This window comes from Yersinia frederiksenii ATCC 33641 (assembly GCF_000754805.1).
In the GTDB taxonomy this organism is placed as follows: Bacteria; Pseudomonadota; Gammaproteobacteria; order Enterobacterales; family Enterobacteriaceae; genus Yersinia; species Yersinia frederiksenii.
In genome coordinates this window covers 4,483,542-4,499,576 of record NZ_KN150731.1, presented here as the reverse complement: position 1 = coordinate 4,499,576, position 16,035 = coordinate 4,483,542, and the positions used below count along the sequence as shown (strand labels likewise).

Sequence of the window (16,035 nt, the reverse complement as noted above, 5' to 3'; positions counted from 1 at the left end):
GCAATAATGGAAAAGCCAGCCGGGTTATCCCTGACTGGCTTTTCTTTTTATCTGCACTTTAACTGCGGATTATTTTTTCTTAGCGTATTTCAGTGAGTCCAGTGCTACCGCAAAGATAATGATCGCGCCCTTGATAATATATTGCCAGTACGGGTTAACACCGATATAAGTCAGCCCGTAGTTAATAACGGTAAAGATGATTACCCCAGTGACAACACCGATAACCGTACCCACACCACCACTGAATGATACCCCGCCTACCACGCAAGCGGCGATCGCATCTAACTCATACATAAAGCCGAGGTTATTAGTCGCACTACCGATACGGCCCGCTTCTAACATACCGCCGAATGCATAGAACACACCGGACAAAGCATAAATCATGATGAGATTTAGTGGCACATTGACGCCAGACACTTTTGCCGCTTCCGGATTACCACCGATGGCGAAGATATTCTTACCAAAGCGAGTTTTGTTCCATAGTACCCAAACAAAACCAATAGCGATCAATGCATAGAAGGTAATATAGGACAGTTTAAAATCACCAAATCGTAAGAACCCTTGGGCGAAAGTCGAGAAGGCTGGGTCAAAACCGGCAATCGGTGATGCACCAACAAAGTCGTAATACAGGGAGTTGATGCCGTAAACGATAATCATCGTGCCCAATGTGGTAATAAATGGCGTCACATTCAGGTACGCAATGATAATGCCGTTAACCAAACCAATAATCGCCCCAATCAAGCAAACGGTTAAGATAACAACAGGGATCGGCACAGTATGTAAATCAGGGAAAACTTTATTAACGTTATCCATGGCTTGCAACATAGTGGCGGCCACCACTGCCGCTAACCCCACCTGACGTCCTGCTGACAGGTCAGTCCCTTGGGTCACAATCAGCCCCGCAACACCGAGTGCAATAATAATACGAACCGAAGATTGGGTTAGAATATTACTTAAGTTCATTAGACTTAAAAATGTCGGGTCCTTGACAATAATTATTGCCAGTAATACGAATAATACTACATAAATCCCGCTCTCTTTAAGGTAAGTGAGCATGCTTTTCTTATTTAACGCATTCATAATAAGAACCTTTGACTAGATTAGAGATGCAAGGATGCAAGACGTAATATTTCATTCTGCGTGGTTTGTTTGGTTTCAACAATTCCCGCAACCTGACCATTACTCATTACCAAAATTCTGTCAGTGATCCCTAATAGCTCAGGCATTTCAGAGGAAATAATAATAATCCCTTTGTCTTTCTTCGCTAGTTCAGTCATTAACTGATAGATTTCAAACTTAGCACCGACATCAATACCTCGAGTCGGTTCATCCAACATTAATATTTCTGGCTGAGTTAGTAGCCAGCGGCCAATAATAACCTTTTGCTGATTACCGCCAGATAATGAGCCAATACTGGTTCGATGACCGGGAGTTTTTACCCGCATTGCATCGATAACCCATTGGGTATCACTTTTCATGCGCGTATTATCCAGCAGCCCAAATTTATTTTTATAGTTGCGGATATTCGATATCAGGGAATTAAAACCCACATCAAGATAAGCATAAATCCCGGTTGAACGGCGCTCTTCGGTCACCAGTGCAAAACCATGATTGATAGCTTCATTGGCGCTGTGGTTATTAATACTCTTGCCATGCAATTTAATGGTACCGGCAACTTTTTCACGAATACCAAATAAGGTTTCAACAATATCGGTGCGTTTAGCCCCCACCAATCCGGCAATACCTAAAATCTCACCTTTATGTAAATCAAAGGAGACATCACGGATAGAAGGTTGGCGCAGTGAGGTCAGATTCTTCACTTCCAGAATGACTTCACCCGGCTTGTTAAGGCGGTCAGGGAAACGTTGGCTTAGCGAGCGGCCTACCATCATTGAGATGATTTGATCCATCGTCAGCCCTTCCAGCGGCTGAGTGGTAATCCACTGCCCATCACGCAAAATAGTAATTTCGTCGCACAACTGAAATATCTCTTCCATCTTGTGGGAGATATAAACAATGCCGCAGCCACGCTCTTTCAATTTGCGGATAATCGTAAATAGATGATTAACTTCTTTCTCTGTTAATGAAGAAGTTGGCTCATCCATAATGACAATTTTGGCATTGTATGAGAATGCTTTGGCAATCTCGATCATTTGCATTTGAGATACGGATAATGTGGCAACTTTATCGCGAGGGTCAATCTCAATGTCCAATTCATCGAAGATAGCTTTGGTATCTTTGTACATTTTATCTTGATCGACAAAAATACCTTTAGTTGGATAACGCCCCAACCACATGTTGTCCATTACAGTTCGTTGCAATACCAGGTTTAATTCCTGATGCACCATGGAGACACCATGCTCTAATGCTTCCTTAGAACTTTTAAATTCTATTTCTTGCCCCTGAAAGATAATACTCCCGGAGTCTTTTTTATAGATACCAAACAGACATTTTAATAGCGTTGACTTACCTGCACCATTTTCTCCCATTAATGCATGGATAGAACTTGGCCGCACTTTAAGATTTACGTTATCTAACGCCTTTACGCCTGGAAATGATTTATTAATATTGCTCATTTCCAGCAACCACTCGCGGGGTTCTGCTGTATTAATATCGGCCATAGTTGTACCTGGCTAAGAACCGCAACTGACTCTGCTGAATATATATTCAACCCACAGAACAGCGCATGCTCTAAAATAAGGATTAATGCAAAAAAACCTTCCGCCCCGCTGCCGGTTACCCAATATTGGGGCCAGAAGGTTAATAGTTAAATCTCGGCCCTTCGTGCTCGACAAAGGGTATATCTGCTGTTACTTAGTAAATTCAGCCAGGTTATCTTTATCAACACCTACATACGGGATACGTACGATTTTGTTGTCAATTTTCCAGGTTGTCCCTTCAGCCGCAGGTTTACCCGCAGCCAGGTTTTTAGCCAGATCGAAGGTCGCTTTTGCCTGATTGTTCGCATCGTTCAGAACAGTACCGGCCATTTGACCTGATTTCACCATGGCTAAAGCTTCTGGTAAGGCATCAACACCAAAGACTGGAATACTGGTTTTGTTATGCGCTTTCAATGCTTCAACTGCGCCCATTGCCATCGCATCGTTGTTAGCAATAACCACTTCAATTTTGTTTGCGTTAGGACCAGATAACCAAGCATCCATCTTATCTTTAGCTTGTGCGGTATCCCACATTGCGGTATCTAACTGCAATTGTTGTGTCGGAATACCTTTTTCATTCAGAGTCTTAATGACGTAAGTGGTACGTGCTTCAGCGTCTGGATGGCCGGGTTCGCCTTTCAGTAGTACAAATTGGATTTTGCCGTCTTTGTTCAGATCCCATGCTGGGTTGGCTTGCCAGTGTTTAGCAATCAACTCACCCTGAATCACGCCGGATTCTTTAGAGTCAGTCCCTACATAGTAAGCTTTGTCATAACTATCCAGCGCTTTACGTGAAGGTTCTTTGTTATAGAAAACAATCGGAACATCGTTTGCGCGCGCTTTATCAATAACAACCGGTGCAGCTGCTGGGTCAACCAAGTTGATTGCCAATGCTTTTACACCCTTAGCCAGCAACACGTCGATTTGATCGTTTTGCTTCGATTGGTCATTCTGAGAGTCATTCATCAGCAAGGTAACGTCAGGAGATGCTTTAGCATCTTTCTCGATAGCTTTACGGACCACGGACATAAAGTTGTCATCGTATTTATAAATAGTGACACCAATACGGGTATCAGCTTGAGCCGCCGCGCCGAACATCATGCTGGCAACCAGAGTCGCTAATGTGAAAACCTTCTTATTCATTTATATCTCCGGGTTTATGTAGGGTAGTACAGGGTGATAACACCATCGCCTTAACGTGAGAAAAACCCATCGTTCAAAGCCGCTGACACTGAATCTCTATCGTCCTTGAGCACACTCCACTCCGAAAAGCTGCCTGAGTCGTCAAAAACCATGTCACTTACAAACTCGTCGTTTGCGGAACTTGTGTTTGTAAATCGCTATTCTAAAACCCGCTACCGTGTGTTTTTTTATCCGGTAACCGATGACATATTGATACATTCAGGTAGAAAACAACTAGAGCATAGACGGCCCGTTGTTAAGAATCTGTGAATTTTCTCACAGATTGAAAACGGTTACACAAGAATAAATACGTAACTAGTGAGCGACACCACAAATTGCGACAGAATGTCGGGGCACCAGGGTAGGCTTAAAACAGTAGGCAGCGTGAGGGTCTGGGGCATGACTCGCGCCTTCAAGCGCCAGCTCGGTAGCTAAAGTTGCCATAGAAACAATAGGATAACGAACTGTTGTCAGCTTGGGGCTGGTGTAACGTGCGATGGGGATATCATCGAAGCCCACCAGCGAAAACTGCTCAGGGACGCTGATACCGTTTTCTTTCAAGACTGCGAGAGCGCCAGCCGCCATTGAATCGTTGTAAGCAAACACCGCACTGAGTTGCAAATTGCGCCCCAGTAAGTCAATCATCGCCCTCTCTCCCCCCACTAAATCGGGAGTACTATAGGCGCGCCAACTTTCAGGCCCTGTGATACCGGCCCCCTCAAGTGCATTCAGGTATCCGATCTGGCGCTGAAGAACATCGTCAATCGGGTGATTTGAGCCGAGAAAACCAATACGGTGATGGCCTTGCTTGAGCAACAAGCGACATGCCATTTGCGCACCGCTAACATTGTCTAATCCTACACAACGATGCTCAAACCCAGGAATAATTCTATTAATCAGAACCATACCGGGAACCTGCTGCAAAAAGGCAATTAACTCACCGTCACTCAATGCTTTAGCATGAACTACCAGTGCGTTACACCGCTGACGCAGTAATACCTCAATGGCATGACGCTCTTTATCAGCCTGATGGTAGCTGTTACCAATCAACACATATTTTTGATGCCGCTGAGCAACAGTGTCTACCGCTTTCACGAGTGCGCCAAAAAAAGGGTCAGAGACATCCATGACAACCACACCAACAGTGTCACTGCTTTGAGTGGCGAGCGCTTGTGCATTGGCATTCGGGCGATAGCCCAGTTCAGCGACTGCTTTTAATACTGCGGCACGGGTTTCTGGCCGGATAGCGGCACTGTTATTGAGGACTCTGGATACCGTGGCCAGCGAAACGCCTGCCCGAGAGGCCACATCGCGAATGGTAATATTGTTTCCAGCTGAATGCAGAATGGCCATGACCTTATCCTGTGAATCTTATTTTATAAATAAGTCACCATACTTAGGTTGCAAACATCTGTTGCAGACAATCCAGCATGGCAGGTGGCCTATCCTACCCAGTTTGTTGAAATTGCCACGTGAAATACGTCACAAGAAAGAAAACGTTTACATACAAATTTGCAACCGCCCCATCATTTTGACTTTGTGGACCTATTTAAAGCTTAGTGTTGCGAGGTTGTAACGATTGACCACAGGCATAAGCGGTCAATTTTCGCCAGAGCCACTCAACCGGCCCTTGAGCAAAATAATGTAACCATAACAAGGAGAAAAGAATGTTACACAGCCAAACTAATGGGACGATGGCTAATAATTGCAAGCGATCAAGTTGTTGGTATAAACCGAAATGATAGAAAAGCAGCGTGCATAACAGTGTCTGCAGAAAGTAGTTGCTCAGTGCCATCCGGCCAACCTGCGCTAACCAGTGGCTGACTCGCCAACCCGATAAAGTCGGCCAGAAGCCATAAAGTAGCGCCAAATACCCCACAGCCTGCAATGGAGCGCCTAGCTCACGAGGGACTTGTAGCAAAAATCCCGTCCAGCGATAGTCCCAGCCAACTGCCCATTGCATCGCCACTCCGGGTATTTGGATAATTAATGAAAGCGGTATCAAACATGCAGCGAGAAGCCGGTAATGACGCAAGCTGAATTGTCCGCGTAACCAGCCACAACGCATTAATCCAGCGCCAAATAGCATCGAACCTGCCAGCTCCCAGCCATATTGCGCCCCGATGGCAATCAAATTGGATGACAACAGGTCTAGACGATTTTTCCAGGCCTCGATCCCGCCCTGTAACTTCCAGAACTGTTCATATTGCAGATCCGCAGGCCCCGGCTGCCAGAAACGCCCCGGCTCCCCACCAGTAATAAACCCCAGCAGGAGCAATACTGCGACTCCCAGCAAGTACATCACAGCCCCCGTGCGCAATAGGCTGGTGGCATCTTTAGCATCACGAATCATTCGCCAGCACACCAAACCAATCAAGCCATAGGCCAAAAGAATATCGCCATCCCAGAAGAAGATACCGTGAATTAATCCCAATAATAACAGCAGAGAAAGTCGCGCCCGTATCCAGCCCTTACCCCGTTTAAGTAATAGCTCAAGACCCGCGCCAAATAAAATAGCGAAAATAGACAAAAACTTTGCTTGAGCCACAACATCAAGAATGGCCCATGTCCAGCTGTCAGATACCGAGGGAAGACCAAGATAAGCAGGATTAAGGTAAGCGGCTTTTGGCAGACCGAAAGCACTAATATTAAGCAGAAGAATGCCAAGAATGGCCAGACCTCGCGCACTGTCTAGCGTTGCGATGCGTTGACGCATACCCGACATCCTGTATGAGGGCACCCATTGATGCCCGCTCTGGCAAAAGGCTAATTAGCCGTTGTGACGTACCGCACGCAGGAATTCCTGGCGGGTATTCTGGCTGGATTTGAATAATCCGCCTAATGATGTTGTGGTGGTTGCACTGGTGGCATCACGGATACCACGCGCTTTCACGCAATAATGCACTGCATCAATAGAAACTGCGACATTATTAGTCCCCAACAACGTTTGCAACGCCAGCAAAATTTGCTGAGTCAGTCGCTCTTGCACTTGTGGTCGCTGGGCGAAAAATTGCACGATACGGTTGATTTTGGATAAACCAATCACGCTATCTTTCGGAATATAAGCCACTGTCGCTTTACCATCGATGGTCACAAAATGATGTTCGCAGGTACTGGTCAGGGTGATATCCCGCACCGTTACCATTTCATCGACCTTCATTTTATTTTCGATCAGGGTAATTTTGGGGAAATTTTCGTAATCCAGTCCGGAGAAAATCTCATCAACATACATCTTGGCAATACGTCTTGGCGTGTCGGCCAAACTATCGTCAGATAAATCAAGATTCAACAATTGCATGACTTGCGTCATATGCTCCTGAATCCGAGTTTTGCGCGTTTCGGCATCTAATTCTTGTTTACGCAATGGGGTTTCAAGCCCACGGGCCAGCAGTGCTTCATGAACCAGCTCAGCTTCTTTACTCAGCGATGACATTCTTTTCTCCAACAGGCGTACGTATCTGAGCGAAATAAACATGATGTAGATCACGTTCAGATTTTGCTCCCCACTTTAGTTGAGAGCAAAACGATTATCCAGTGATTGTTATTCATCTGCGGTGGTTCTTTATATCATGATGAAAGAGTCGCCTCTCTGCCAGTCCCTTACCCACATTCAACCAGTAAGAGTTTCCCGAGCGCGAGTTGGGGTTTTAATCACTAAACCACCCGCAATAATCAGTGCGACTACAGCCACATACAGTGCAGGTTCCAGTCGGTGAGTCAACGCCGTTGATATCGCAGATAATATTGGGCCAACCAGTTGCCCAACGGCATAGCCGGTAGTCAGTAAACCGGCCATATAGCGTGTGTGTTCCGGGGCCAGTTCGCGACCATGTTGCAAGGAAAGCTGAACAACACAGAGGAACCCTCCGCCGGTCAGTAACGCACCTAACGCCAAGCCACTTACCCCCGGCACCAGTTCGGCACATAACACACCCAATGCCTGAATCCATAGCGTCAATGCCAGCCGTGTTTGCGAAGTCAGACAATGGCGAGTCAGAATACCAATGGTGATACCTATTACTGCGGCCCCACCGAAAACGGGCCAAACAAACTGGGCAAAGAGGCTTTCAGGGAAACGGGCTGTGGCCATTTGCGATAAAAATGTCGCCGGGAGGATATAACCAAACCCGGCCAGACTGTAGCTCCATACCAAACGCCTCAGTGCTGGAGTTAACCTCAGTGGAACTGCGGCGATATGGGGGCGATGCAACTCCCCACTGCGCGGCAGATTAATACTGATAGCTGCAATGATAATCAGCGCCAATACGCCATACACCAGCCAAGCTTCAGCGGCAGATAAACCATAGCGATGAATGAGAACAGCCAACATACCGCTAATGAAGATACCCGCCCCTGGCCCGGCAAAAACTGCCGCACTCAATGCCGGACGACCAAAGTGCGCCAGCCGTTCATTTGTCCAAGCAGCAATCAGCACCATCGACCAACCGCTGGCCCAACCAATAGCAAAGCGCACCATTCCATGCCACCACGCCCCCTCGACGGCAGCAGATAGCAGCGTTAAGATTACCGCGCCCCACAGCCCTAGCCATAAACGGCGTTCAACATGACGACTGGCACGCATAGCGTCAAAGGCACCAAACAGATAGCCCAGATAGTTAAAAGCCGCCACCAACCCAGCACCAGTCAGTGTGAATTGATGCTCTGCAATCATCAGCGGTACTTGTGGGGTGAAGGCAAAACGCCCAATCCCCATCGCCACCACAAGCGCTAGAAAACCACTTAATGCAATTCTTAATGCCATCTGCCCTGCCCGTTCATTGCTCTGTCAGCGGATTACTCTGCCAGTCTGTTAAAAGAAAGTTGCCAATATCATGCCTGAGCATTAGAATCACAAAAAATGAATAATTCTCACTAAGTTCATCACAAAAAGAGAACGATTATGGATCTGACTCAGCTGCGCATGTTTTGCTGCGTAGCAGAAACCGGTTCCGTTGCCCGTGCAGCGGAGCAAATGCACCGCGTCCCTTCAAATTTGACGACACGCCTACGCCAGCTTGAAATAGAGCTGGGAGCAGATCTGTTTATCCGTGAAAAGCAGCGCTTGCGCCTGTCACCGATGGGCCATAATTTTCTCTGCTATGCCAACCGGATTCTGGCGTTGAGCGAAGAGGCAATGCGCATTACTCATGCTGGTGAACCGGCGGGTAACTTCCCGCTTGGCTCGATGGAAAGCACCGCAGCCACTCGGTTACCAGGCTTGTTAGCGGCTTATCACCAGCGTTACCCTAAGGTTTCGTTATCACTCATTACCGGTACATCGGGCGAAATCATTGAACAAGTCCGTGCCGGTACCTTGGCAACTGCATTGGTTGATGGCCCGGTGCAGCATGATGAGCTCCACGGTTGCCGCTCTTTCGACGAACAACTGGTGATCATTTCCTGTCTGGATCATCCGCCTATTACGCAAGCCCGCGATGCTGTGGATGAAACGCTATTTGCCTTTCGCCCCAGTTGCTCATACCGCCTACGGCTGGAAAGTTGGTTTCGTCAGGCTGGCGTATTGCCTGGGCATATTATGGAAATCCAGTCCTACCATGCCATGCTGGCCTGTGTCGCCAGTGGTGCCGGATTAGCACTGATCCCACACTCGGTATTGGCCCTGTTACCAGGGCATCAGCGGGTACAAATCCATCAACTGCCACCCGATATTGCTAATACCGCTACCTGGCTGATTTGGCGTAAAGATGCTTTTAGCCCCAATGTCCGCGCACTTAAAGAGCTGATCATTGAGCAAATTGAAACGCCGTGATTGGGAAGGCAGAACCTCAATTTACGGTCATAATTCATACCATACTGACGTGCGTTCATCGCAAATCGTTGATCGCAACATATATGATACATAAATAATATATTTATATAACACTCATCACTCAGAAGCTATAGGAGCAACACCATGGAGATGATTAAAACCCGCGCCGCAGTCGCATGGGGGCCAAACCAGCCACTATCTGTTGAAGAAGTGGATTTGATGCCACCACAAAAAGGCGAAGTGCTCGTACGGATTGTCGCCAGTGGGGTATGCCACACTGATGCCTACACATTATCCGGCAAAGATCCCGAAGGGGTATTCCCGGCGATCCTAGGCCATGAAGGTGGCGGGATTGTAGAGGCGATTGGTGAAGGTGTGACCAGCGTTGCTGTGGGTGACCACGTCATTCCTCTGTACACCCCGGAATGTGGTGAATGTAAATTCTGTCGCTCAGGTAAAACTAACTTGTGTCAGGCGATTCGCAGCACGCAAGGTAAAGGTTTAATGCCCGATGGCACCACGCGTTTTTCTAAAAATGGTCAACCCATCTTCCACTATATGGGGACCTCAACATTCTCTGAATTGACTGTTGTGCCAGAAATATCACTGGCAAAAATCAATAAGGAAGCCCCCTTAGAAGAAGTTTGCTTGTTAGGTTGTGGTGTCACTACCGGCATGGGGGCTGTTATCAATACAGCTAAAGTCAAACCTGGCGATACCGTCGCTATCTTCGGCTTGGGTGGCATTGGCCTGTCTGCGGTCATTGGTGCGCAAATGGCAGGCGCCAGCCGCATCATCGGGATCGATCTTAATACCAGCAAATTCGAGCTGGCCCGCAAACTGGGTGCGACTGACCTGATCAACCCGAAAGACTATGATAAACCTATCCAAGAGGTGATTGTCGAGCTGACCGATGGTGGCGTAGATTTCTCATTTGAATGTATCGGTAACGTCAATGTCATGCGCTCAGCGTTAGAGTGCTGTCATAAAGGCTGGGGCGAATCCGTGATTATTGGTGTCGCTGGTGCCGGTGAAGAGATCTCAACTCGCCCATTCCAGTTAGTCACTGGCCGGGTCTGGCGGGGTTCGGCATTCGGTGGTGTAAAAGGTCGTTCAGAATTACCGGGCATCGTGCAGCAATATCTGGATGGCAAATTTGCCCTGAATGACTTTATTACTCATACCATGGGTCTGGACCAAATCAATGAAGCCTTTGATTTGATGCATGAAGGCAAATCCATCCGCACCGTGATTCATTTCGATCAATCTTCACAAGATAAATAGGGCAAGGAGGCAGACAACGCATGAATACGTCACTTGAACTTCTCGAAGAGCACCGGATGTTTGGTGGATGGCAACAACGCTATCGCCACGCTGCCAGCAGCCTGAATTGCAATATGACCTTCAGCATCTATCTGCCACCGCCACGGGATGATAACCCTCCTCCCGTGCTTTACTGGCTGTCGGGTCTAACCTGTAATGATGAAAACTTCACATTGAAAGCAGGCGCGCAGCGGGTTGCTGCTGAGTTAGGGCTGGTCTTAGTCATGCCGGATACCAGTCCGCGTGGTGATAACGTCCCCAATGACGACAGTTATGATTTGGGTCAAGGTGCAGGTTTTTATCTGAATGCAACACAAGCACCATGGTCTGAAAATTTCCAAATGTATGATTACATCAGTCAGGAATTGCCCGCCTTGATCCGCCAGCATTTTAGCGTCAGTGCGCAGCAATCTATCTGTGGCCACTCAATGGGCGGTCACGGAGCACTGATGTTGGCACTGCGGAACCCGCAACAATATAAGTCTGCTTCCGCTTTTGCACCAATCGTCAACCCCTGTCAGGTACCTTGGGGCCGTAAAGCCTTTACTGCTTATTTGGGCATCGATGAGAGCCAATGGCTGCAATATGATAGCTGCCATTTACTGACTCATGCACAAACTCAGCTACCGATGTTAGTTGATCAAGGTGACGGTGATCAGTTCCTTGCCGACCAGCTACAACCAGCAAAACTGGCTGAGCTGGCACGTCAGCGAGATTGGCCGCTCACTCTGCGTATTCAACCAGGTTATGACCACAGCTATTTCACCATAGCGACCTTTATTGAAGATCACTTGCGTTTCCACGCAGAGTATTTACATCCATAACTGATGTAACTAACTCAATTATCTATAGTAAATATGATAAGCCCCTCTTGGGGCTTTTTATTTAATAAAAAATATGTAATTACTTCAGTTACAAACATATCTAATAAAGAATAAAACAATAATGAAACTAATTAATGACGATAAAAATCTCAGACACAAAAAACATTGATAAAGTCTAAAAAAAGAATTACAAATAAATGGCTCAACACTGACCTGTGTTTTGTTGCATCTAAAAGGAATTATTTAAATGGAGAATTATATGCATACTTCACATCAACCAGATAAAAAAACAGGTAATACGCATTTAATAACACTAAAAACTAAATTGGAATCATTAGAGGAATCGTTTAAAAATAGTTCACTATCTATAAATGACCATGAAATTGAAAGTCTAAAAAATAGCGATTCAGATAATAAAATAACCGCATGGAACTGGTCAAAAAGCTTTACACAACAATAGATTATACAATGGGAACATTTAATACCTGCCGGTTAAGATGCTTTCGTTAGCATCTTAACCGCAATAGACAGTCAATATAATTTGAATAAAGAATGTAAGTTACTTCAATACTGATGCAGTAGCACAACATCATCTTAATAGTAATAACATCACTAGATTTTATTAAAACCAGTGAGATATTTCCCTATGCTGACAAGTGAATTTTTCAATGATTTGAAGCTAAGCCCAATATCGAGCCTGTTAGCTATAATAGTAACAGCCATTGGGCTAATCTCATCATTTTTAGTGTTACTTCTTTATTTAACTGATTTTCGTATTGAAAAGCAGCATAGTGACTATAAAGATATCTATCGAATAGAAACACGGTTTAATCTGCCTAATGGAGATAGAATTAAATCAGCGCAAGTCCCCTTACCTCTTATTTCTGTGTTAGAGAATGACAAAAACATCAAGTCTGTAAACTCCATTATTCGTATTTTAACTCATTTGCAGATCAATGATAGAACCCATTCAGATGTAGATATTTATGCAGTGAGCGTCAATTTTTTTGACACCTTAAATCCTTTCCAACAAAAAATTCCATATCTGGCACGTAATGAAATTATTATCACTCCAGAGTTCAACCGCCAATATCTTCATCTGGACAATCCACAAGGGCATGTCATTACATTAGGGGATAAAGGGCAGTTCATCATCAAGGAAATGGTTGAATTCAATAAATCGAGTCGTTTTAAAACTAAAGCAATCATAGCATTCGCCCCTGAAATTATAGATGGTTATCAAGATAAAAGACATGATTGGTATGATACACACGCTTATGTATTTATTACGATGCAACCCGGTACAGTGCCTAATATTAAGCAACTTAACTCATATATTAGTCAGTACGCCCCCCAACTTCCAGGAGCCCCTTTTAGCCCGGAAGAGTTCATCCAATTGTCTACTCGTAACATTACCGATATTCATTACGATAATGCATTACCAGATGAGATCAGTATAGTGATTTCATCAGCGTATTTAACTATTTTATATGCCTCCGGTTTATTTGTTTTTTTAACTACAACTATGAATTTCTTCAATATTAACAATGTAATTAATGCGAATAAGAGAAATAGTTTTTATGTCAAAAAAGCCGTAGGGGCATCCTATTATCAACTCATCTGTGAGTCATTTATCATCGCAACATTACAAACTGCATTTATGCTGGTATTGGTTCTTTTCATTTTAGCTGCTCTAATACAACTTTCGGATGGGGTCAGAGAGTTAATCTTTACTCATGGCAGTCAAGATTTTTCAACAGCATTCTCTATTACATTAGCCGCTACATACATTGCTATTTTACTTGCGCATTTTTTATTTTTACTCACCCTTTCTCGCCCTTATAATACCTATAACACTCAGCAATCTCATACTCATAACATATACAGCCTGATGTTTTGTATACAGCTTATTATTGCTGGGATCATAATTTACTTATGGGCAGGCATAATGACACAAACACGTTTCATGCAAAATAATAACTTTGGTTATGAAACAGAGAATATAGTGACATTCCCACTAAGCGACGAGTTAAAATCTCATGTCTCAGCAAATAGCTTGCAAGATAAGTTAAAAAAAGAACTTTACGCAAGCAATCTTGCAATGAGCAGTTGGCGGCCATTTGACATGTCGAGAAATAACGTCTCGGTATTTCATCATAACCAGCAAGAAAAAGACAAATTAGTCACAGTAAATACGCTTAATGTAAATAAACACTTTATTAAAACTTGGGACATAAAAACACTGGCAGGGAGAGAGTCCCCTATCTTACCGAGTGAGCATGATAATATATTCCATGCTATTGTCACTAAGTCTTTTTTATCATTAATGGGGTTGTATTCTTATGAGCAAGTATTAAATAATTTATTCTATATAAAAAAAAATGGTGTACAGCAACCGGTGAGAATCCTAAGGATAGTCGATGATTTTTATCTTGCAGACCATGAAAACACTCCACCACCATTACTTATTTTCATTGAAAAAGATGTTCAACGTTATGGCGCAATAAAATTCAGTAATATACGGGATCTAGAAGTTATAATAAAACTATTGCAGCACTATAGTGTTAATCCTGAGCAAATAAAATTAGTCAGCAACTTGCATAAAGAGTACTTCAACAATAGCATACTCATGCAGGAAACCATTAGTCGAGTTACCTTACTATCAATCATATTAATTTTTATTAGTACAATAATAATCAGCACCTCTGAGACAAAACGCCTTGGTAAAACATTGGAGATAATGACGTCAATTGGAGGCTCCGTTTATACAAACATTATCTTCTTTATACAACAGAACCTAATCCCTATAGTTATATCTGTTGGAGTATCACTTCCTATAAGTTTTTTATTATTACATCGTTGGTTGGATCAGTATAGTTTAGTCAGTAGTATTTCCTATATCTATGCTACTTGTGCACTTATTAGTTTTATTTTAGCAATAATTATTGTCATGACCATGACGTTGTTTTTCAGCAGTAACACACTGAATATAGGGAATAATAAATAAACATTATGGATATAAAAATAGAAAAAAAAGCATCTATAAATAAAAATGCTAAATTAATCATTTTTTGCGTGTTGCTGTTATTTATTTCAGGTGTTTATTCTGTTTATTACTTATCTACAAAGCAACAAACCTTACTCATATCTCGAGACGATGTTATTTTTCACACAATAAAACCAGAAGTTTATCAAGACCTGCTCATTACCCGAGCGATTACTGTACCAAAGGAAAGTATAATTGTATCAAGTGAGCGAGGGGGGAAAGTTATTAATATTACAAAACAGGCCTTTGATACTGTTGCAAAAGGTGATGTTATTGCTAATTTATCAAACTATGACTTTATGCTGGAAGCAACATCCAGAATAGCCACCATTGTTGAAAAAATAAATAACCTGCGTAATATGAAAATACAACTGGAACAAGATAATCGAGATACAAAGATCAGCTTACAAGAAGCTGAACACCAAATTGCTATAATCTCTAAAGATTTAAATAGACACCGAGAACTTGACAAAAAATCAATGATTGCAAAATCAGAATTAGAATACCAGGTTGGCATATTAAAAAACTGGCAAGCAAAAATTGATATACTACGGGTACATGATTCTAAGAATAGAGCGTCATTCCCCTCACAATTAAGAAGTATTGATAATTCTATTTCCCTGCTTGAGAGGATGATGAAAATGATTGAAAATGGTATGGACCAGTTAGTGATAACGGCACCTATTGATGGAACCTTATCTGTTTTAGATATTGAATTAGGTCAGCAAATAAAACCTGGCGAGAAAATTGCTGTAATAGATAACTTACAGTCTTATTATTTCAATGTTTATTTCAGTGAGTACTATCTAGATAAAATAATCCCACAGAGCCAGATAGTTTCACAAATAAATGGCCAAGATATTCCATTACTCATTGAGTCAGTATCAACCATTGTTGAAAATGGTAAATTTAAAGCAAAACTAATACCATATCAGCAGAGTCCTGTCCCGCTAAAAAGGGGACAGTCAATTGAAATAAAAATCTCACTAAACGATGAGGACAACAATGTTTTATTGGTACCTGCAGAAAGTATCATTTCAGATAAAGGTGGGAACGAATTTATCTATATCTATCAACCAGAAAAGGATCAAGCTATTAAATCTTACGTTGAAATCAGACGAAGAAGTGCTATAAAAACAGAAATTACAGCAGGATTAATAGCAGGACAACAAATTATTGTACCTCCTAAAACCAATAATAAAGAATATGCTATCATTGAGTTTAAATAAC

13 protein-coding genes are annotated in these 16,035 nt (G+C 43.5%); 6 read left to right on the top strand and 7 right to left on the bottom strand.

The annotated features are described in order from the left end of the window. Positions 1-69 precede the first annotated feature (69 nt). The 7 genes from mglC to DJ58_RS02090 all read right to left on the bottom strand — a co-directional run bounded on the left by mglC (position 70) and on the right by DJ58_RS02090 (position 8,604). Positions 70-1,080 carry a galactose/methyl galactoside ABC transporter permease MglC gene (mglC, locus tag DJ58_RS02060; protein ID WP_004709161.1) on the bottom strand — a complete coding sequence of 337 codons (1,011 nt, stop codon included), beginning with the start codon at positions 1,078-1,080 and terminating at the stop codon, positions 70-72. A gap of 20 nt (positions 1,081-1,100) precedes the next feature. Beyond that, entirely contained in the window at positions 1,101-2,621 is a 1,521-nt protein-coding gene (gene mglA, locus DJ58_RS02065) for a galactose/methyl galactoside ABC transporter ATP-binding protein MglA (protein ID WP_004709160.1), read from the bottom strand. A gap of 189 nt (positions 2,622-2,810) precedes the next feature. Beyond that, positions 2,811-3,803 (bottom strand): galactose/glucose ABC transporter substrate-binding protein MglB, encoded by a 993-nt coding sequence (mglB, locus tag DJ58_RS02070; RefSeq protein WP_004709157.1) that lies wholly within the window; start codon positions 3,801-3,803, stop codon positions 2,811-2,813. Between the two features lie 354 nt (positions 3,804-4,157). Further along, complete coding sequence (gene galS / locus DJ58_RS02075; protein ID WP_004709155.1) at positions 4,158-5,195, bottom strand: HTH-type transcriptional regulator GalS; 1,038 nt, start codon at positions 5,193-5,195, stop codon at positions 4,158-4,160. A gap of 196 nt (positions 5,196-5,391) precedes the next feature. Then, positions 5,392-6,558, bottom strand: coding sequence for a DUF418 domain-containing protein YeiB (gene yeiB / locus DJ58_RS02080; RefSeq protein WP_004709153.1), 1,167 nt, complete (start codon positions 6,556-6,558; stop codon positions 5,392-5,394). Between the two features lie 54 nt (positions 6,559-6,612). Then, on the bottom strand, positions 6,613-7,275 hold the full coding sequence (gene folE, locus DJ58_RS02085; protein ID WP_004709152.1) for a GTP cyclohydrolase I FolE: 663 nt from the start codon (positions 7,273-7,275) through the stop codon (positions 6,613-6,615). A gap of 177 nt (positions 7,276-7,452) precedes the next feature. After that, positions 7,453-8,604: a YbfB/YjiJ family MFS transporter gene (locus DJ58_RS02090; RefSeq protein ID WP_004709150.1), complete on the bottom strand. Its 1,152-nt coding sequence runs from the start codon at positions 8,602-8,604 to the stop codon at positions 7,453-7,455. Positions 8,605-8,742: 138 nt separating this feature from the next. On the opposite strand from DJ58_RS02090, the gene ptrR reads away from it, so the two are divergent. From ptrR to darC, 6 genes are all read left to right on the top strand, one after another. Beyond that, positions 8,743-9,612, top strand: coding sequence for a putrescine utilization regulator PtrR (gene ptrR, locus DJ58_RS02095; protein WP_004709148.1), 870 nt, complete (start codon positions 8,743-8,745; stop codon positions 9,610-9,612). Between the two features lie 144 nt (positions 9,613-9,756). Then, the gene (locus tag DJ58_RS02100) at positions 9,757-10,896 is read left to right on the top strand and encodes an S-(hydroxymethyl)glutathione dehydrogenase/class III alcohol dehydrogenase (protein ID WP_004709147.1); all 1,140 of its coding nucleotides are present in this window, start codon (positions 9,757-9,759) and stop codon (positions 10,894-10,896) included. A gap of 20 nt (positions 10,897-10,916) precedes the next feature. Continuing rightward, the gene (gene fghA / locus DJ58_RS02105) at positions 10,917-11,759 is read left to right on the top strand and encodes an S-formylglutathione hydrolase (protein ID WP_032911046.1); all 843 of its coding nucleotides are present in this window, start codon (positions 10,917-10,919) and stop codon (positions 11,757-11,759) included. 259 nt (positions 11,760-12,018) lie between these two features. After that, positions 12,019-12,219 carry a darobactin family peptide antibiotic gene (darA, locus tag DJ58_RS02110; RefSeq protein WP_032911060.1) on the top strand — a complete coding sequence of 67 codons (201 nt, stop codon included), beginning with the start codon at positions 12,019-12,021 and terminating at the stop codon, positions 12,217-12,219. 186 nt (positions 12,220-12,405) lie between these two features. Continuing rightward, positions 12,406-14,766 (top strand): darobactin export ABC transporter permease subunit, encoded by a 2,361-nt coding sequence (darB, locus tag DJ58_RS02115; protein WP_032913279.1) that lies wholly within the window; start codon positions 12,406-12,408, stop codon positions 14,764-14,766. 5 nt (positions 14,767-14,771) lie between these two features. Then, entirely contained in the window at positions 14,772-16,034 is a 1,263-nt protein-coding gene (darC, locus tag DJ58_RS02120) for a darobactin export ABC transporter periplasmic adaptor subunit (protein ID WP_004709139.1), read from the top strand. Position 16,035 lies beyond the last annotated feature (1 nt).

What these genes read in the sequence shown, in the direction of transcription:
- mglC (WP_004709161.1), bottom strand. Translation starts at nt 1,080, where the DNA reads ATGAATGCGTTAAATAAGAAAAGCATGCTCACTTACCTTAAAGAGAGC.
- mglA (WP_004709160.1), bottom strand. Translation starts at nt 2,621, where the DNA reads ATGGCCGATATTAATACAGCAGAACCCCGCGAGTGGTTGCTGGAAATG.
- mglB (WP_004709157.1), bottom strand. Translation starts at nt 3,803, where the DNA reads ATGAATAAGAAGGTTTTCACATTAGCGACTCTGGTTGCCAGCATGATG.
- galS (WP_004709155.1), bottom strand. Translation starts at nt 5,195, where the DNA reads ATGGCCATTCTGCATTCAGCTGGAAACAATATTACCATTCGCGATGTG.
- yeiB (WP_004709153.1), bottom strand. Translation starts at nt 6,558, where the DNA reads ATGCGTCAACGCATCGCAACGCTAGACAGTGCGCGAGGTCTGGCCATT.
- folE (WP_004709152.1), bottom strand. Translation starts at nt 7,275, where the DNA reads ATGTCATCGCTGAGTAAAGAAGCTGAGCTGGTTCATGAAGCACTGCTG.
- DJ58_RS02090 (WP_004709150.1), bottom strand. Translation starts at nt 8,604, where the DNA reads ATGGCATTAAGAATTGCATTAAGTGGTTTTCTAGCGCTTGTGGTGGCG.
- ptrR (WP_004709148.1), top strand. Translation starts at nt 8,743, where the DNA reads ATGGATCTGACTCAGCTGCGCATGTTTTGCTGCGTAGCAGAAACCGGT.
- DJ58_RS02100 (WP_004709147.1), top strand. Translation starts at nt 9,757, where the DNA reads ATGGAGATGATTAAAACCCGCGCCGCAGTCGCATGGGGGCCAAACCAG.
- fghA (WP_032911046.1), top strand. Translation starts at nt 10,917, where the DNA reads ATGAATACGTCACTTGAACTTCTCGAAGAGCACCGGATGTTTGGTGGA.
- darA (WP_032911060.1), top strand. Translation starts at nt 12,019, where the DNA reads ATGCATACTTCACATCAACCAGATAAAAAAACAGGTAATACGCATTTA.
- darB (WP_032913279.1), top strand. Translation starts at nt 12,406, where the DNA reads ATGCTGACAAGTGAATTTTTCAATGATTTGAAGCTAAGCCCAATATCG.
- darC (WP_004709139.1), top strand. Translation starts at nt 14,772, where the DNA reads ATGGATATAAAAATAGAAAAAAAAGCATCTATAAATAAAAATGCTAAA.